General features: G+C 67.1%; 19 protein-coding genes. 6 read left to right on the plus strand and 13 right to left on the minus strand.

What is annotated here, in order from left to right; all coding sequences use genetic code 11:
• The first annotated feature begins 42 nt into the window (after positions 1 to 42).
• The 3 genes from E0T84_RS17995 to mbtN are packed head-to-tail and all read left to right on the plus strand — an operon-like array spanning position 43 to position 3,055.
• The gene (locus E0T84_RS17995) at positions 43 to 312 is read left to right on the plus strand and encodes an acyl carrier protein (RefSeq protein WP_070184681.1); all 270 of its coding nucleotides are present in this window, start codon (positions 43 to 45) and stop codon (positions 310 to 312) included.
• Positions 313 to 317: 5 nt separating this feature from the next.
• The gene (gene mbtM / locus E0T84_RS18000) at positions 318 to 1,883 is read left to right on the plus strand and encodes a long-chain-fatty acid--ACP ligase MbtM (protein WP_249383678.1); all 1,566 of its coding nucleotides are present in this window, start codon (positions 318 to 320) and stop codon (positions 1,881 to 1,883) included.
• Positions 1,880 to 3,055: a mycobactin biosynthesis acyl-ACP dehydrogenase MbtN gene (gene mbtN, locus E0T84_RS18005; protein ID WP_138745116.1), complete on the plus strand. Its 1,176-nt coding sequence runs from the start codon at positions 1,880 to 1,882 to the stop codon at positions 3,053 to 3,055. Before mbtM ends, mbtN begins: the two co-directional genes overlap by 4 nt.
• 5 nt (positions 3,056 to 3,060) lie before the next feature.
• On the opposite strand, the gene E0T84_RS18010 is transcribed toward mbtN, so the two are convergent.
• Together E0T84_RS18010 and E0T84_RS18015 are read right to left on the minus strand one after the other, a co-directional pair.
• On the minus strand, positions 3,061 to 3,702 hold the full coding sequence (locus E0T84_RS18010) for a GNAT family N-acetyltransferase (protein ID WP_138745117.1): 642 nt from the start codon (positions 3,700 to 3,702) through the stop codon (positions 3,061 to 3,063).
• 61 nt (positions 3,703 to 3,763) lie between these two features.
• On the minus strand, positions 3,764 to 4,123 hold the full coding sequence (locus tag E0T84_RS18015; protein WP_138745118.1) for a DUF488 domain-containing protein: 360 nt from the start codon (positions 4,121 to 4,123) through the stop codon (positions 3,764 to 3,766).
• Between the two features lie 20 nt (positions 4,124 to 4,143).
• Here E0T84_RS18015 and E0T84_RS18020 point away from each other — a divergent pair, with 20 nt between their 5' ends.
• A complete protein-coding gene (locus E0T84_RS18020) occupies positions 4,144 to 4,353 on the plus strand; it encodes a hypothetical protein (RefSeq protein WP_138745119.1) in 210 nt (69 codons plus the stop codon).
• Here the strand turns inward: E0T84_RS18020 and E0T84_RS18025 are convergent, their stop codons facing one another.
• The 4 genes from E0T84_RS18025 to E0T84_RS18040 form a co-directional block, all read right to left on the minus strand.
• Positions 4,354 to 6,954 carry a helix-turn-helix transcriptional regulator gene (locus E0T84_RS18025; RefSeq protein WP_249383676.1) on the minus strand — a complete coding sequence of 867 codons (2,601 nt, stop codon included), beginning with the start codon at positions 6,952 to 6,954 and terminating at the stop codon, positions 4,354 to 4,356.
• A 169-nt stretch (positions 6,955 to 7,123) separates the two neighbouring features.
• On the minus strand, positions 7,124 to 8,269 hold the full coding sequence (gene nagA / locus E0T84_RS18030) for an N-acetylglucosamine-6-phosphate deacetylase (protein ID WP_138745121.1): 1,146 nt from the start codon (positions 8,267 to 8,269) through the stop codon (positions 7,124 to 7,126).
• A complete protein-coding gene (nagB, locus tag E0T84_RS18035; protein WP_070184673.1) occupies positions 8,270 to 9,055 on the minus strand; it encodes a glucosamine-6-phosphate deaminase in 786 nt (261 codons plus the stop codon). It lies immediately after the preceding gene.
• Positions 9,056 to 9,526, minus strand: a complete 471-nt coding sequence (locus E0T84_RS18040; protein WP_070184672.1) for a PTS glucose transporter subunit IIA — start codon at positions 9,524 to 9,526, stop codon at positions 9,056 to 9,058.
• Between the two features lie 147 nt (positions 9,527 to 9,673).
• Between E0T84_RS18040 and E0T84_RS18045 the strand changes: the two genes are divergently transcribed.
• Positions 9,674 to 11,245, plus strand: a complete 1,572-nt coding sequence (locus E0T84_RS18045; protein ID WP_070184671.1) for a PTS transporter subunit EIIC — start codon at positions 9,674 to 9,676, stop codon at positions 11,243 to 11,245.
• Positions 11,246 to 11,254: 9 nt separating this feature from the next.
• Here the strand turns inward: E0T84_RS18045 and E0T84_RS18050 are convergent, their stop codons facing one another.
• From E0T84_RS18050 to E0T84_RS18075, 6 genes are all read right to left on the minus strand, one after another.
• Positions 11,255 to 11,626, minus strand: coding sequence for a hypothetical protein (locus E0T84_RS18050; RefSeq protein WP_249383677.1), 372 nt, complete (start codon positions 11,624 to 11,626; stop codon positions 11,255 to 11,257).
• Positions 11,589 to 12,218 carry a hypothetical protein gene (locus E0T84_RS18055; RefSeq protein WP_138745122.1) on the minus strand — a complete coding sequence of 210 codons (630 nt, stop codon included), beginning with the start codon at positions 12,216 to 12,218 and terminating at the stop codon, positions 11,589 to 11,591. The genes E0T84_RS18050 and E0T84_RS18055 overlap by 38 nt, the downstream gene beginning before the upstream one ends.
• Before the next feature lie 73 nt (positions 12,219 to 12,291).
• Positions 12,292 to 12,846, minus strand: a complete 555-nt coding sequence (locus E0T84_RS18060) for a chorismate mutase (RefSeq protein WP_070184669.1) — start codon at positions 12,844 to 12,846, stop codon at positions 12,292 to 12,294.
• Entirely contained in the window at positions 12,846 to 13,793 is a 948-nt protein-coding gene (locus E0T84_RS18065) for a DUF2993 domain-containing protein (protein ID WP_371726051.1), read from the minus strand. Before E0T84_RS18065 ends, E0T84_RS18060 begins: the two co-directional genes overlap by 1 nt.
• A 116-nt stretch (positions 13,794 to 13,909) precedes the next feature.
• Positions 13,910 to 15,076, minus strand: coding sequence for a hypothetical protein (locus tag E0T84_RS18070; RefSeq protein WP_070184667.1), 1,167 nt, complete (start codon positions 15,074 to 15,076; stop codon positions 13,910 to 13,912).
• The gene (locus E0T84_RS18075) at positions 15,069 to 16,019 is read right to left on the minus strand and encodes a metal-dependent hydrolase (RefSeq protein ID WP_070184666.1); all 951 of its coding nucleotides are present in this window, start codon (positions 16,017 to 16,019) and stop codon (positions 15,069 to 15,071) included. Before E0T84_RS18075 ends, E0T84_RS18070 begins: the two co-directional genes overlap by 8 nt.
• A gap of 131 nt (positions 16,020 to 16,150) precedes the next feature.
• Here E0T84_RS18075 and E0T84_RS18080 point away from each other — a divergent pair, with 131 nt between their 5' ends.
• Positions 16,151 to 16,768 (plus strand): TetR/AcrR family transcriptional regulator, encoded by a 618-nt coding sequence (locus E0T84_RS18080; protein WP_138745123.1) that lies wholly within the window; start codon positions 16,151 to 16,153, stop codon positions 16,766 to 16,768.
• Here the strand turns inward: E0T84_RS18080 and E0T84_RS18085 are convergent.
• Complete coding sequence (locus E0T84_RS18085) at positions 16,713 to 17,726, minus strand: alpha/beta fold hydrolase (RefSeq protein WP_070184664.1); 1,014 nt, start codon at positions 17,724 to 17,726, stop codon at positions 16,713 to 16,715. The two genes, E0T84_RS18080 and E0T84_RS18085, sit on opposite strands and share 56 nt — an antisense overlap.
• Between the last annotated feature and the right edge of the window lie 2 nt (positions 17,727 to 17,728).

Consider the following 17,728-nt stretch of genomic DNA (forward strand, 5'->3'; position numbering starts at 1 on the left):
AAGGCTAGCCTATCTTTCCTCCGCCGTGTACCGTGCCACCCCATGCAGTCGACTACACCCGAAGCGGTCAGTGCCGCCCTCACCGAGATCCTTCGCGACGACATGAACGTCGATGTCCGCCGGGTGACCAGTGAGTCACGACTCATCGACGACGTCGGACTGGACTCGGTGGCGTTCGCAGTCGGCATGGTGGCGATCGAGGACAAGCTCGGTGTCGCCCTGTCCGAGGAAGACCTGCTCAGTTGTGACACCGTCGGCGACCTCGAGGCGGCCATCCTGGCGAAAGTACCTGCCGCGCAGAGCAGCCAGTGAGCGTGCTGGCCACGGCGCTGTCGGCGTCACTGACCACCACCGACGCCGACCTCGTGGTGTACGACCCCGGGACCGGCACCTGGACCCGCCATCCGTGGGGGCAGGTGTACGCGCGCGCCGAGAACGTCGCCGAGCAGATCGGCCAGGACGCTTCGACAGCGGTGGGCGTGGTCGGTGAGCCCACCGTGGAGAGCATCGCGACGGTCCTCGGCGCCCTGCTGGCCGGCGCGGCACTGTCCGTTCTACCCGGCCCGATCCGAGGTGCGGACGCCGATACCTGGGCACAATCCACCGTGAACCGGTTCTCCGGCATCGGCGTCGGCACGGTGTTCAGCAACGGCGGCTACCTGGACCTGCTGCGCACGGTCCAGACCGACCTCAAGATCCACGACGACGCCATCGTCGCCCACCCTCAACGCTCCACCACCCTGCCGCTGGGAACCGGCCAGTTCGCCGTACTGCAAGGCACCGCCGGTTCAACCGGCACGCCCCGCACCGCACAGCTGACGCCGGGCGCAGTGCTGGCCAATCTGCGTGGACTCAGCGAGCGAATCAGCCTGTCGCCCAGTGACATCGGATGCTCGTGGCTGCCGCTGTACCACGACATGGGACTGACCTTCCTGCTGGCCGGAGCGCTCGGCGGTATCGAGGTGTGGCAGGCCTCGACCATGGCGTTCGCCGCCTCACCGTTCAGCTGGGTGCGCTGGCTCACCGAGAGCCGCGCCAGCCTGACCGCCGCCCCGAACATGGCCTACGGCCTGATCGGCAAGTACTCCAAACGCCTCACCGATCTGGACCTGTCGGCCGTTCGGTTCGCGCTCAACGGAGGCGAGCCGGTGGATTGCGAGGCCACGAGCCGGTTCGGCACCGAGCTGTCCCGGTTCGGCTTCAACCCCGGCGCGCTCTCACCGTCGTACGGCATGGCCGAATCATCGTGCGCGGTAACCGTTCCGGTTCCGGGACTCGGTGTGGTTCTCGACGAGATCACCGTCACCACCGACGCTGGGTCCAACCGCCAGCAGTTGGCGGTGCTCGGCGACGCCATCCCCGGGATGGAAGTGCGCCTGCGGCCCAGCGAAGACAACGCGGGCATCGTGGGCCGCGAGGTGGGCGAGTTGGAGATCCGCGGCACCTCGATGATGTCGGGCTACCTGGGCCAGACACCTCTGGAGCCCGGCGACTGGTTCGCCACCGGCGATCTCGGCTATTTCGTCGACGGTGGGCTGGTGGTCTGCGGGCGCACCAAGGAACTGATCACGGTGGCCGGTCGCAACATCTTCCCGACCGAGATCGAGCGGGTTGCCGCTCAGGTCAAGGGTGTTCGTGAGGGCGCCGTCGTGGCCGTGGGTGCCGGCGAGAAGTCGGTCCGCGCCGGCCTGGTGATCGCGGCCGAGTTCCGTGGCGCCGACGAGGCCGACGCCCGCAGCCAAGTGATCCAGCAGGTGGCATCCGAGTGCGGCATCGTGCCCGCCGACGTGGTGTTCTTGGCACCGGGATCGCTCCCCCGCACCTCGTCGGGCAAGCTGCGCCGACTGGAGGTCAAACAACAATTGGAGACAGCGAAATCATGACCGCGCTCACCCCTACCCCGGCGCCGGCAACCACCACGATCGACGAGTACCGCGACCTGCTGGATCGGGTGTTCGACGACCAGGTCAAGGCATGGACCGCCGAAGCCGAGGCGACCGAGAGCTTTCCGCGTCAGCTCATCGAGCACCTCGGCCGCAACGGGGTGTTCAGCGAGAAGTGGGGCGACGGGCAGCAACCCGATGTGGCCAAGCTGGTAGAGCTGGCCTTCGCGCTGGGCCGGACCGGCTCGTCGGGCATCGGAGTGGGTGTCAGCCTGCACGATTCGGCGATCGCCCTGTTGCGCCGCTTCGGCAAGTCCGACCATCTGCGCACCATCTGCGAACAGGCCGTCCACGGCGACGCCGTACTGTGCATCGCGGCCTCCGAGGAATCCGGCGGTTCGGACCTGCAGATCGTGGAGACCGAAGTCCGCACCGCCCGAGACGGATTCGAGATCAAGGGCGTCAAGAAGTTCGTTTCGCTGTCGCCGATCGCCGATCACATCATGGTGGTGGCCCGCAACGTCGACCACGACCCGAACAGCAGGCACGGCAACGTCGTCGTCGTCGCTGTCCCGACCTCCCAAGTCGAGATCCAGACGCCCTACCGCAAGGTCGGCAACGGGCCCCTGGCCACCGCCGCGGTGCACATCGACACCTGGGTCCCCGCCGATCATCTCGTCGCTCGCGCCGGCACCGGGCTGGCGGCGATCTCCTGGGGCCTGGCCCACGAGCGGATGTCGATCGCCGGACAGGTGGCCTCCGGATCCCAACGAATCCTCGGGATCACGTTGGCGCGCATGATGAAACGCCGCCAGTTCGGCCACACCCTCTATGAGCACCAGGCGCTGCGGATGCGGATCGCCGACCTGCAGGCCCGCGTCGATCTGCTGCGCTATGCGCTGGCCGGGGCGGCCGCTGCGGGCAAGCTCGATCTCCGGGCCGCCGCGGCCTTCAAGGTGACCGCCGCGCGCCTGGGCGAAGAAGTGGCATCGGAGTGCATGCACATCTTCGGCGGCTCCGGCTACCTCGTCGACGAGACGCCGCTGGGCAAGTGGTGGCGCGACATGAAGCTGGCCCGCGTCGGTGGCGGCACCGACGAAGTGCTGTGGGAGTTGGTGGCCGCGGCCATGAAGCCCGACTACGACGGCTACGCCGAATTCGCCGGAGCCTGAACCGGTTACCCGGCGGCGCCGAAGGCGTCGCCGGGTGTGCGCGGCAGCGCGTAGAGCGCCATCTTCCGGTTGGACATCTGGTGTTCGCCCAGGAATTCGCATCCCGCCCATTCACACACCCGACGGGCGCCGGTGTTGCGATGGTCGGGATCGAACATGATCCGCCGGCAGTTCGGTTCGAGTTCGAACACGTTGGCCACGATGCGCGGCAGCAGGATCGGGCCCATGCCCCGGTTGACGAATCTCAGATCGGCGATCGCGGCGTGCATGCCGATGTCGTGCGGTTCGGCGGCGTAGCGCGGTGCGATGGAATCCTTGGCCGCCCGGTACAGCTCGATGTAGGCGACGGGCTTGCCGCGGAAGCTCGCGATGAACGGCCGTGAATACTCACCATCGAGCTGAGCCTGCAGGTAGCGCCGCCAGCGCTCGGGCTCCCAGTCGTACTCCCAGGCTTCCACCAGATGTGGGCGGTTCATCCACTCCGACACCAACTCGGCGTCAGCACCGGCATCGGCCACCCGGATGTCGTATGGCTCGGCCAGGATCGGGGTGGGCGGAGCGTCGACGGCGCGGACCGCATCGGTGATGTCGGTCAGCTCACGCTTGAGTATGGGCAGTTCGGTCACGTCGGTATCGATATCGCTCATTTGAGCGCCGAGCCTACCGTAGCGAGTGAGGGTAGGTTTACCTTCCTCCCGCCGTACGAACTCAGGTCAGCAGGGCGGCCAAGACGGTCAGGTGGCTGAGTTCGACGTCACGAGTGGCAGTCACCAGGGTGACCGGGCCCTCATCGACCAAGGACCGCAGTTCATCGAGGGCCGCAGCCTCCTCCCCGGACTGCAATTCCTGGGTGTAGCGCGCGGCGAACTGGTCGTAGCGTTCCGGCTTGTGGTCGTACCAGTGCCGCAACTCAGTCGACGGGGCAACCGCGGGCAGCCACTGCCCGACCCGCGGGTCGGTCTTCTTCACGCCCCTGGGCCAGAGTCGGTCGACGAGGACTCGCTGCCCCTCGCCGGATTCGGGTTCGGTGTACACCCGGGCCAGCCGCACGCGGTGTTTCTCGGCCATCACATGTCATGGTAGGAGGCATGGGCGTGGATCGGGTGGCAGATTTGCAGCGCTGGGAGGATTCCGGCGCACACTGGCGCGTGCTCACCCGCACCACGGACAGCCTCACGATCGCGTTACTGCGCTGCGACGGCGGCGAGGAGGTCGACCGGTTCACCTCTACCGATCCGCGCCTGCTCGATTTCGTGGGTCCCCGCAGCTCCAGCGAGGACCCACCACACCTCGGCTGATCAAGTCGCCGGGCCGAAGCGGGCCAGCCGGGCCAGATGATCACGGTCGTCCACGTCGAGTTTGGCGAACATGCGGTAGAGATGCCCGTCGACGGTGCGCACCGACAGGCACAGCTTGTCGGCGATCGCGCGGTTGCTCATCCCGACCCCGACGAGGTTCGCGATCTCCCACTCGCGCTCGGTCAGCGGCAGTGGATCGCCGGCGCAGCGCAAGGCCGGCGTCCGCGCGCCACTGCGACCCGCCAACCACAGCGCCCGGGCGGCGGCCTCCAATTCGCCACCACGGCAACCACTCTGGGCAAACTGGCGGGCCGCATGGGCGGCCGCATCGGCCGCCAACGCCAGCGCCCCGATCGCCTCGAACCGGTCGGTGGCCGCGACGAGTTCATCGGGATCATGTCGGGCCAGACCGATGCTCTGCGCGGCGATGGCCTCGGCCATCGGGCCCCCGAGGCATCGCGTCAATTGCCGGATTCTGCCGTGACCTGAAGTTTTCCCGAACCGCAGCGCGGTGTGCAGGGCCGTGAGCTCGACCGCGTCCATCCCGTGCGCCTTGGCAGAGGCTGCCGCCCACGCAGCGTGGCCGACCCCCGCCTTCGTGTCGCCGTTGGCTGCCGCCGTCCAGGCTCTCGCCAACTCCAGTTCTGACCGGAACACCTCGAGGGACCCGACAGCGGCGGCCTCGGCGCGCCGCAGAGCGGCGCCCGCAGCGGGGCCGTCCGCCCTCATCCCCTCGGCCTGGGCCAGCCACGCCGCGACCACCATGAGCCACCCGGGCGGGAGTCCCGGAGGTGTCGCCCATACCGCGGCCTGCAGCGCTTCACACGCCGATGACAGGTGGCCGCGGGCCAATGCCACCCGTCCACTCAGCGCGGTGACGACGGCCTCGGCCTGCGCGGAACTCCCGGCCGGCACGGTATAGCGGTCACACACCCGCTGCGCCCGGGCCAGCTCTCCCGCTGCCGCGGCCGCCGACACCTGTGCGAAGGCCAGCCAGTAACGCAGCGGACCCGACTCGCAATCCTCGGCAACCCGTTCGCCCGTCTGCGCGACGGCAGCGGCTTCCTCCCAGCGTCCGGACAAAGCCAAAGCGCTCGAGGAGGCCAGGGCGGCCCACACTTTCGCCGTCGCCGCATTCGACGACGACAGGTCCGTGCCGAGCATCTCGGTGCTCAGTGCGATCGCCTCTCCGGTCTCGCCGAGGAAGAACGCGAACACCGCCTCCATCGCCGCGACCAGGCTCACCGTCTGGCGGCAGTGCAGCTGCCTGCGGACCATCGCAAGTACGGAACGCGCGGCATCAGGACGCGCACACCCGAAGAACAGGTTGGAGGCCCGCAGGCAACCCCAGCGCGCGAGCGTCGGTTCGTCCTCCTCCGGCGGCACCGTCCGGGCCAGCAGGTCCTCGGCCTGCTCGCCACGACCCTGCCAGCTCATCGCCTCAGCCAGCACGATCGCCGCAGGCGCCCCGGCCCCGTGGTTCACGGCGTATCGCGCGAGCTCCTCTCCCAGCGCCAGATTGGACATCGTGACCGCACTGGCCGCGGCATCGGCGATCACGCCCGCATCCGCCGGACCATCGCCTCCCGCCATGAACCGAGCCAACTGGATTCGCCCCCGCACGTCAGCCGGCCCGCCGTTGTTCGGCGAGGCCAGGTGCTCTCCCAACAGCACGGCCAATTGCGTATTGATCTGCCGGGAACGGGTTTTCGAGCATCGGCTGCGAGCCACCTCCCCGATGATGGGATGGCCGGGCTGCACGAGGGTGCAGGCCGCATCGTTGAGCACCTGGATCGCGCCCCGGCGCTCGACCCGGCCAATCGCGTCGAGGTCGCAGGCTGCCACCAGCACGTCCCAGTCGATGACCTCCGCTGTGGAGACCACCTCGACGACATCGAGCTCATCCGGCGTCAGGGTGTCGAACCTGGACCCGATCAATGCATGCAGATCGGCACTGGCCCGCAGCCGGCCGCGCAGCCGCCATCGCCCCTGATCGCAGACCAACACGGCATCGCCCAGGGCCGCGTTGAGCGCACCGCGGAGGTAGAGCGGACTACCCGAGGAGAACCGGTGCAGTTCTGCGACCGCGCGATCGTCGACCGCACCGCTCAACACCGCGGCTGCCAACTCGGCCGTCTGCTCCCGGGTGAAGGGTTCGAGGTCCAACCGTAAAAGCAGCTGTTCTTTCCACAGCGCCGTCACCGCATCGGAGGCGACTGCGCCGTTGCCGATGGTGACGATCAGTCGCGGTGAGCCGTGCACCGCCAATTGCTGGATCAACAGCGCCGACAACGGATCGAGATGCTGCGCGTCGTCCACCACGATGACCACGTCGGGATCGGCGGCCAACATCTCATGCGCCGCGCCGAGCATCACCGTGGGGTCACGCGCATCGGCGAGGGTGAGCGCATGCCGAAACGCGCCGAGCGGCACCGCCTGAGCGGTCTCGGTTCCGAGGACGAACCGCACCGGGCAACCCTCTGACTCCAGGCCCTCTGCCAGCACCCGGGCCAGCGCCGACTTGCCCACTCCGGTCTGGCCGGCCAGAACCACCCCGCGGGAACCGACCCGCAGCGCTTGCGCGGCTTCGTGCAGTTCCACGTTCCGTGCGACGAACGGCCAGTCCGACAAGAACGACCCCCGGATACTCTGTGGGCTTACCCGGTTGACGGTACGCCGGTGCAAGAATTGGTAACGGTCGATTCTCGCCGCCGCGACACGAATTGTTGCGTCAGAAAACACTTCTCGGACACCGGCGGCGCAGGACGGCCTAGGCCTCCGATCGCGGCTCCCACACACCTCGGCGCATCACAGCGGTGACCGCCAGATCCGCGTCCAACACCACGAGATCGGCTGCGGCACCTGGGATCAGGCCGCCACCGGGAAAACCCAGCGCACGCGCCGGGTTGAGCGAGGCCTGACGAACGACCAGCGGCAGCGCCTCCTCGCGGGGCAAACCGCAATGGGCCACAGCAAACCGGACCACGCGGTCCATGGTCGCCGTGCTCCCCGCGATGGTGTCGGTGCCTCCGACGAGCGCGACTCCGTCCACCACGTCGACCTGCACCGGCCCCAGGTGATAGCGCCCGTCGGATATTCCGGTGGCCGCCATCGCGTCGGTGATCAGCGAGACGCGATCCGGGCCGACCGAACGCGTGACATGCCGGTAGATGGCCGGATCGATATGGACCCCGTCGGTGATGAGTTCGACAGTGACAGAGGGATCTTCGAGCAGCGCGATCGCCGGGCCCGGCTCACGCCGGTCGATCGGGCGCATGGCGTTGAACAGGTGGGTGCCCACCGTGGCCCCGGCCGCGATCGCGGCGCGGGTCTGATCATAGGTCGCCTCGGTATGCCCGACCGCAACCACCACACCGGCGTCCACCAACTGACGGATCGCGGCCGGCGCACCACGACGTTCGGGTGCGATCGTCACCATCCGGATCGTTCCCGCAGCGGCGGTGAGCAACCGCTCGATCTCTGCCGGATCCGGGTCGCGCATGAGCGCAGGTTGATGTGCCCCGCACCGTACGGTCGACAACCACGGGCCCTCGAGGTGAATGCCGTCGAGGTGGCCGGCCCGAACCGCCTCGGCAAGTGCGCCGACCTGACGCAACAGATCGTCGGGGCTCGCGGTGACCAGGGAGGCGATCATGCTGGTGGTGCCGTGCCCACGGTGTAGCGCCACCGCGGCCGCTGTGTCGGCCTCCGATGCGGCCGAGAAGCTTCCACCGCCGCCACCATGCGTATGGGTGTCGACGAAACCCGGCACTACCGTCACCGGACCGAGATCACGATCAGCGGGCCGGGGCGGCGGGCCCGCGCCCATGGCCCGCACCAGACCGCCTGACACGTCAATCCACCCGGGCTGCAACAGATCGGCGCCGGGGCACACCGAATCCGCGGTCAGCAGCATTCAGAAGCCCTGCCAATCCGGTTTTGACCGGTAAGTCTCACGGTAGTAGTCGATGAGTTGAAGTCGTTGTGCCGCAGCGTCGTCGAGCAGCACAGTGACATGAGGGTGGTGCTGCAGGATGGTCGCAGGCCACATGGCGCTCACGGCACCCTCCACGAGGTGGTGCACAGCTTCGGCCTTGCTGCGGCCGAGTGCCACCAGGATCACGTGCCGGGCCGCCATGATGGTGGCCAAACCCTGGGTCAGGCAGTGCGTCGGCACCGCGTCGAGGTCGTCCCCGAAGAACCTGGCGTTGTCGAGGCGGGTCTGCCGCGTCAGCGTCTTGATGCGGGTGCGTGATGCCAGTGAGGACCCCGGCTCGTTGAACGCGATGTGCCCGTCGGTGCCGATGCCGACGATCTGCAGATCGACACCGCCGGCGGCCCGAATGGCGTCCTCGTATGCCGCACACGCCGCTGGAATGTCGGTCGCCAGGCCGTCGGGACCCAACACGGTGTCCGGGCCGAAATCGACGCGGGAAACGAAGACGGTGTCGATCACATTGCGGTAGCGCTCAGGGTGATCGGCGGGCAGGCCGACGTATTCGTCGAGCGTGAACGCCCTGGCCTGCCGGAAGGAAATCCGCCCGGCGGCACATCGCGCAGCCAGCTCATCGTAGATCGCCAGCGGCGACGAGCCGGTGGCCAGACCGAGGACCGCATCGGGTTTACGGTCGAGCAGCGCGGCGACGGCGTCGGCGGCCGTGCCGCCGATGGTGGCCGCGTCGGGCAGGATAACGACTTCCATTCAAGTGCTCGCCGTGAAAAGCTCTGCGCCCGAATCGATGTCGACTCCGGAGACAACCGCGGCGGCTACGGCAACGTTATCGGGCTCACGCTCGTCCATGACCACCACCGGCACAATCGGATTGAGCCCCTTGGCCTCGACGGCCGACACATCGTAGGTGATCACCACCTGGCCGGCATCGACCTGATCTCCCTGACTGACGTGCGTGGTGAATCCGTCACCATTGAGCGCGACGGTATCCAACCCGAGGTGAACCAGCACGCCCACGCCGTCGGCCGTCAAGATGACGTACGCGTGCGGCATCAGCTTCAACAACTTGCCGCTGACCGGGGCGATCGCGTCGATCACGCCACGCGGCGGGTCCACGGCGGCGCCGTACCCCACCATGCCGGCCGAGAACACCGGATCCGGCACATCCTGCAGTGCCACCGCGCGCCCGGCAACGGGGGCGAGAACTCGGGTGCTGCTCACTGTGCTGGCTCCTTATCGGCGCGGGGCGTTCGTCTCCCCAACAATACGAGTGTGACCGGAAGACGGCCGCGAGTTCACAGGTTCTCGTCTAAGCTTCCGCACAGCTTTACGGCGGTTCACCCCGGGTGGCCAGGAGGACGGTGGGCGATGAGCGGTACGACGAAAACTGAAGGTACACAGGAAAAGTCCGGTCTGAACATACCCGCTTTCGCGCAACTGCAACGGCTCGGCAAGAGCCTCATGCTGCCCATCGCAGTGTTGCCCGCCGCGGGCATCCTGCTGCGGCTGGGCCAACCCGACCTGCTGGGCCGGATCGACTCCCCCGTCATCGGCCCGTTCTTCCAGGCGATGAGCGCGGCCGGCGACGCCCTGTTCACCAATCTGCCCCTGCTCTTCGCGGTCGGCGTCGCGATCGGCTTCGCCCGCAAGGCCGACGGCTCGACGGCCCTGGCCGCGGTGGTCGGCTACCTGGTGATGTCCGCGGTGTTCAAGACGATGTCTCCCATCGTGCTGGCCGGCGAGGTGGACAAGGCCGGCGACCAGGCACAGATCAACTACAGCGTGTTCGCCGGCATCGTGGTGGGTCTGGTGACAGCGTGGTTGTTCGACCGGTACCACACCATCCAATTACCCTCCTATCTCGGCTTTTTCGGAGGGCGCCGATTCGTGCCGATCGTGGTGTCGCTGGCGAGTTTGTTCATCGCCTTCCTGATGAGCTACTTCTATCCGATCTTCGATGCCGGGCTGACCGGGCTGGGCCGGTTCATCGGCGGCAGTGGCGCACTGGGCGCATTCGTCTACGGGTTCGCCAACCGCATGCTGATTCCCCTGGGCCTGCACCACATCCCGAACTCATACGTGTGGTTCATCTACGGCGACTATCAGACCGCCGACGGCAACGTGGTCACCGGCGAACTCACCCGGTTCGCGGCAGGCGACCCGTCCGCGGGCATCCTCACCTCGGGGTTCTACCCCATTCTGATGTTCGGATTGCCTGCCGCGGCGCTGGCGATGATCCTCGCCGCCAAAAAGAAGCAACGCAAGGTTGCGTTCGGAATCCTCTCGGCGGCCGCGCTGACGGCATTCCTGACCGGTGTCACCGAACCGCTGGAGTTCGCCTTCATGTTCGTGGCGTTCCCGCTCTATGTCATCCATGCGCTCTTGACGGGGCTGTCCCTGGCGATCGCTTACCTGCTCGACATCCACCTGGGATTCTCGTTCTCGGCCGGCCTCCTCGACCTGCTGCTCTACGGCGGTGCGCCCGCTGCGCACAACATCTGGCTCCTGATCGCGGTGGGAGCGGTGTTCGCCGTCATCTACTTCGTGTTGTTCTACGTCGCGATCACGAGATGGAACATGCGCACACCCGGACGTGAACCCGAAGCCGAGTTCGAGGCCGAGGAGCAAGCCAACCTCGGCCAGGACGCCGAGGCCACGACCGCCATCACCGCCGGCGGCACCGGCACCCTCACCGCACCTGCGCGGCCCGACACGCAGGTGGAGCAGCTCATCGCCGCGTTCGGCGGACGGGAGAACCTCGTCAACGTCGACGCCTGCATCACCCGGCTCCGTATGGAGGTCGCCGACACGAGCAAGGTCGACCAGGACCGACTGAAGGCCCTCGGTGCCGCAGGTGTCATCGAAGTGGGCAACAGTGTTCAAGCGGTGTTCGGCACCAGCTCCGAGGCGCTGAAGAACGCCATCGTCGACAGCTTGTAGACGTCAGGCTCACACCGACAGCAGGCGCTGGAAGAAATCGCGGTAGCGCGTGAGAGCCACGCGTAGGTCTTCGGTCGACGCGTCCTCGCCTCGCGACCATTGCGCCTCGAGTCGAGACCGGGTGTCGGCGAAACTCGCGGTGAGCTCCTCGACGACTTCGGCCACCAAGTTGTCCGCTTTCTGCACAGACTCTTTCGGATCGTCGACGAAAGCGGCCTGAACGTCATTCCAGCGCGAGTGCAGTCCCGACCGATGCTCGTCGGCGAACAACAGGGTGTTGTCATCGGTCGGCGTCCGCGCCTCACCGGCCCGGGAAACCGCCGACTGGTCGGCCCCCCAGAGGTCATGCTCGCGCCTCTCGCTCGTGCTTTCCCGCCTCACGCTGGACAGGAGTGGCGTGTTCGGCCCGGGTGTCGGTGGCCGGATGGGTTCCGGGGACCGCACCGACCAGCTGCTCGAACAGCGCGCGATAGTGCACGATCGCCTCACGTTGCGCCTCGGTACCGATCTCGCCCTGATCCTGGGCAAGGCGCAGGATGTGGGCGGCGCGGTAATGCTCGACCACCTTGGGATGGTCCACCGAGACGTCGGCCGCGCGTTGCTCGAAATCGTCGACCGGATATCCGCGTTCCCGCAAGACCTCGGTCACCAGGCGATCCGCTTCGCTGACCGACTTCGACGGATCGTCGACGAATCCGGCTTGGGTCTGGCCCCACGCTTCGACGTAGCGCGCCCGGGATTCCGGCGTCAACTCATTGATCTTGAGCTTGTTGTGTTTCCGTTCGCGGGCAAGCAATTCCCGCTCCGCGGCACGTTGACCGCCTGCCGATTCGACCGCGTGCTCGTACTCCGGCCCGAACTGTTCTTTGAGTCGTTCACTGCGCTTCTGACGCATCATCGCGGCGACCACGACCACCGCGAGCACGATGATCACGGCAACGAAGACGATGACGATCCAACTCCATGTAGGCATTTCCTGACCTCCTGCGGCCATGGATACCCGCCTGATGTCGACAGAAACGTCAATACCCGGATGTGGTGGCTGGTCAGCGGCAATAGGACCGAGTGGCGTGCTCCAGCGCCCGCCGATACAGCGGATCCAGATGTCGCGCCGCGGCCACACCATCGACCGCGCTCGCCAGGTCGGCCGGGCACGACGGTGAGTGCAGGGTCGGCCACTGGCTGGCGATCTCGTTCACCATCGTGTGGTTGAGCCCGTCGATGGTGGTTCTCGACGCGGCCAGGTCGGGGGCGCTCACCGGAGCAGCGGCCGGATCCAGCTTCCACTGCGAGAACAGCCCGTACTCCACGGCCACGGTCGCGTCGATCTGATCCCGGAACACCCGGCCCACGTAGGCCGGGTCGAGGTGACGGCCGACGGCCTCGGCAGCGGTCGCGTCGATCACCTGCTGCTCGCGGCGCGGGTCTTCGATCGTCCCACCGGTGCGGAACTTGCTGGCCGCCACCGGGTCTGCTGTCTGCAGGCGTTGGGCAGCGGTGTCGACCAGCGGGAGCAGCGGGCTGGGATCCTGGGCCCGGGCCAGAGGTGCACACAGCGCCGCGAGCGTCAGTGCAGTGGCCACCGTGATCCGGGTACGCATCAGAGCTTGGCGAAGCAGGCGTCGTCGGCTTCATCGCCGGGAATGGACGCGTTCTGGCTGGAGAACTTGCCCACCACCCCGGTATCGGTCACCGCGACGCTGTCGGCGTGAATACCCAGCGGGTAGGCGTCGTTCAGCTTCGTCGTGAGGCCGTCGAGAGCGGCCTGCACAGTGTCCTTCTCGAACGGACCGCTGACATCGGTGACCTGCAGATCGAGGTTGCCGTTGGTCACCACCGGCTTCGCTGTCACCTTGGTGTTCCCCACGGCCTGCAGCGTGATGGTGCCCGCCGCCGGGTCCGTGCTGACGTCGGAGACCAGTGCGCCGACCCCCGGCAGATTCTCGGCCACCGTGTCCTTGATACCGGCCGAGGTCCAACTCAGGGTGGCGCTCAACGATCCGATGGTGCCCTTGGAATCCTCGGTGCCCTGCAACCGGATGTCGGACAACGCCACATCGGCAGTCATCCCCTTGGCGGCCTGCACCTGCTTACCCGCGGTCTGCACCGAGATGTTGGTGTAGTGACCGTTGATGTGCTGCCACAGGAACGGCGGTTTGACACCGAAAGAGACCGAGGCGTTGTCCTCCACCACGCACTCGGCCACCGCGACGAGTACCGAGCCCGCCTTGTGCCGGGCGTACAGTTCGGCACCGGTCAGCCCGATCACCACGAGTGCGACGACGATGACCGCGGTCAGGATCATCCCCTGCGGGCTGCGCCACCGAGACGACGGCTTCGTCGATTCGGGTTCGCCACGACCGGCAACAGACGGTTGTGGCGGCGGTGGCGGTGGTCCCGCCGGCCGAGGAGCCACCGGCGGACGCCTACGCATGATCTTCTCGGTGGCGGCCTCAGGCGGCTGAGGGCGGGCCCGGATCTGTTCGGTCGGCGCCTCGCCCCGTCGTGAACGGGGCAGCCGCCGGGTGACCGGGTCGGGCGGCGGCACGGGACCCCTGCCTCGCCGGCCGGGGTCGCCAGGGTATTGCGGCGGTGTCGGCACCTCCGCAATTCTGCCGCATCCTCCGGCGCGTCAGTTGCGTGCCGCGCCTGTGGGTTCGCTGCTCATTCCGGGTTGCCGGCCGTGACCGACGGCACCGCGTCAGGCTGTTGTTGCAGGCCGGCGGGATTTACGGTAGCTGCCGCAGCGATCGACAGACCGGCGATCACCAGGCAGATGACGGTGTAGCCGAGGCTGCCGATCGGGTCGCCGGAGGCGGTCCAACCGTCGACTGCGCCGAAGTAGGCCGGCAGCGCCGTCAACCACAGGACCGTCATGACCGCCAGATACACCACGGCATAACGCAGGATCAGCGGGTTCGAGTAGCGCACGGTGGCCGTGTCGCTGTCCTTGCGCAGGCTCGACCATTGACGGAACAGCACCGGGATCGCGACCACGGTGAGCACGACGAGTTCGGCGGCATAGACCACCCCGCCCACCGTCGTACTGCCCGAGATCGATGCGGCAAGGGTGGCGGGCAGGGGCAGCACCGCGGTGCCGATGGACGCCAAGACGCCGACGACGATCGTGCGGCCCAGGATCTGCAGCCCGGTGAAGGTCTTACCGTCCTGGACGTGGCGCCCGACGAAGAGCTGCACGCAGAAGGCCAGGGACATCGGCCACAGCGCAGCGAACACCACCACGCTGGGCAAAGGCACCGAATCGAAGAACGGCTGGTTCATCGGGTGGTCCAGAGTCCACTCCCACCACCGCAGCTGGGGCCCGAGGTGGTCGAAGATCTCGTAGAACGCATGGTGGACGAACCCGACGCAGATGGCGCCGATCAACACACCGCGGCGACGGAAAACACCGAGGATCCGGACGATCTCGTACGCGACCGTCGCCATCATCGGGTAGATCGCGACGATGTAGAGCGGCAGCCGGCCCCACAGGAAGTCGACGGTGAACACGTTGTGCGCGAACATCGTGTCGACGTGGTCGGCGATCCCGAACGCGCCGGGGAAATACAGCGGCGGTTCGATGATCAGCAGATAGGCGATGGCACCGAACCACAGCACCAGGTTGGTCGGGTCGTTGTGCCGGCGCAGCCGCACGATCGCATACACCAGGGCCAGCACCGCACCCACGATCACGGTGGCTTCCAGCACCGGAAGCGTCCAGTTCTCCAGCCCGAACGGGTTGCGGAACTCGACCAGCCCACCGGCCGTGTCACAGGAAAAGCCCAGGCGCTCCGCCAGTCCCGAGAACGTCGGGGTACACAGGTCAGACATTGGCCGCGCTCGCCTTCTTCTCGGTCGCCTCACCGGCGGTGTACCACTGCGTGACCTCGTAACCGTCCTCGTAGCGCCGGAACCACTCGTCGGCCAATGCCGGCAGTTTCTCGTGGGCCGGATTGTGGCCGGGTACCTGGCTGCGCACGACGCCGGCCAGTGCGGTCAGCATCTCGCGTACCGGCAGATGCGCGAACGCGTTCTCCACCGGTCCGTCATACGGAGTCTTGGTGAACGGAAGCTTTTGCAGCAGGGTCTTTTTCCGCGCCTGCATACCGAACATCGACATCGCGTCGATCTTGCGTTCCTCCAGTGGCACGTGCTTGTTGAAGCCGTCGCAGGCCACCTTGAGCACCGCCCACACGTGTTTGAAGATCGACGGCGCGACCCGCATCCGGTACCACGGATCGTCGGCCACCGCGTCGTAGATGATCAGCGCCGAGCTGCGATGCTCGACCTCTTCGACGAAGTGCCACAGGAACAGTGACGCCACCCGGTCGTCCCCCGGCGCGAACAGCGTGTCGTCATGGTCGAGCATCAATTTGAACACCGGGGTGAACGTCGCCTCCAGATCGGCGGTGTAGGCCAACCGGTACTTCAGTGGTGTCTCGGCGGTCAGATCGTCGAACGCCTTGACCACCTCGTCGAGGGTCTCCTTGAGACCCGGATAGGTCTTGATCAAGCCCTTGGCGTGCTGACGGTGGGCCATCGCGTGCTGGCCTTCCTGCCGCACGAAGGCCTGGGCTTCCTCGGCCACCTCGGGGTCGGTGATGAACGGCATGGCCTCGGTGATCATGTGGCCGATCATCTTCTCGAAGGCGATGGCCAGGAACGACACCGCGTTGGCCATCGACGAGAACGCCGGGTTGGTCTCGTTCCACAGGAACGGGACGCGGTGGTCCGCGAAAGCGAACCTCATCTTCCGCACGATCAGATCCGTCATCGGTGCCACCTCGCTTGTCCGAGCAATCATACAAATAACGCCTCAGTTGTATGATTACTACACGCGGCCGCGGCCCGTCAACGACGGGTGGCGATATCCTGCAGATATGTTGCCGGCCGAGAATCCCGACGATGGCGCGTAGACGCGGATGGGACGGGCGACCGCCCGGCAGCGACGAAGAGGCCTCCGAACGCATCGTGGCCGCCGCGGTGCAGTTGATCGCCGAGACCGGCACCGGGATCAGCATCGCCGACGTGGCCGCATCGCTCGGCGTCATCCGCCAGACCGTCTATCGCTACTTCCCCACCGCCGAATCGCTGATGCACGCCGCGGCCATCGCCACGGTCGACGGGTTTCTCGACCGGCTCGCCGAGAGCGTGCGCGGCATCACCGACCCGGCCGAGGCGATGACCGAAGGCGTCATGTTCACGCTGGAAGAGGTCGCCCGCGTACCGCATCTGCGCATCATGCTGTCGGGGCCGCAGGCCGCAACCAGCTCAGTGAACGTCGCCTCTGACCAAGGTCAGGCGTTCGGCATGCGGATGATCACCCGCTTCGATGTCGACTGGGAGAAGTACGGATACGACGAGGGCGCCCTGCGTGAGCTGGTGGAATTCACGCTCCGCATGATGCTCTCGTTCTTCGTCGCGCCCAACGATCCCGCCCGCGGCCGCGACGAGTTACGGGGCTTCGTCAGACGGTGGCTGGGTGGATCGATTCTGGCCCAACCGGTCGATGAGCAGCGATGACATCACCGAACACCGCAGGTAGCAACCGGTTGAAGATGTCCGCACGTTCCCATTGCAGGAAGTGACCGGCCCCCGGAATCACCAGCGGCCCAATGCGATCGAGAAACGCTCGCTCGGCGCGGGGAACGAAATCCTCGCCGACCACATGGTCGTCGGGACCGTAGAGCACCAGGGTGGGCACCTGCACGGCATCCATCAGCGGGATCTCGGACATGGCGCGGCCGTAGGCGAGTTGGTAGGACGCCCAGCCGGCCCGTAGCCGTGCTTCGTCGGCGAACGGCTCGGTCATGAAATCCACGTCGGGCTGGGCGAACGCATAGGCCGAGCCCCACAGCCGATTGGTGTACATCGCGGCCACCCACTGCCGACGCGCCTCCGGCGTGGGCAGCATCGCGGCGAGCTCGTCGGGGAAGGCGCCCTGCATCCAGCGGTAGTCGCCGGTCGGGTCGGCCGCGCCGCCGACGAACCCCGGATGCCGGGTGCCGATCCCCGAATAGTCGACCCCCATGGGCGGCACGGTGTTGAAAACACAGAAACCCGTGACGAACCCGGGGAACCGGTGGATCAGGTCGGTACTCACCACCGCCCCGACGTCGCTCGCCGCGATCAGGCAGGAGTCGTGGCCCAGCTCGTCATGAACCAGCGCATACAGATCCCGCGAGTAGGTGACGATGTCGTGTTGATCGTCGGACGGGATCGAACTGTCCCCCATCCCGCGCAGGTCGGGCACGATGACCTCGAAGCCGGCCGCCGCCAGGGCCTCGATGTTGCGCCACCAGATCCGCTTCGTCTCGGGATAGCCGTGTACCAGCAGAAGTGGCACGCCGCCGACGCCCTCGCGGACGAACGCCAGCGAAACCCCTTCAGCGACAACCGCAGAGTGGATGGTGAACGCGTCAGCGGCCGGTGCCGGAGGCTGCGCGGGCCGCTGACGCGGGTCGTAACGGAAATCCGCCATGG

The sequence above is a fragment of the Mycobacterium sp. DBP42 genome, assembly GCF_005924235.1.
GTDB classification, from domain to species: Bacteria; Actinomycetota; Actinomycetes; order Mycobacteriales; family Mycobacteriaceae; genus Mycobacterium; species Mycobacterium syngnathidarum.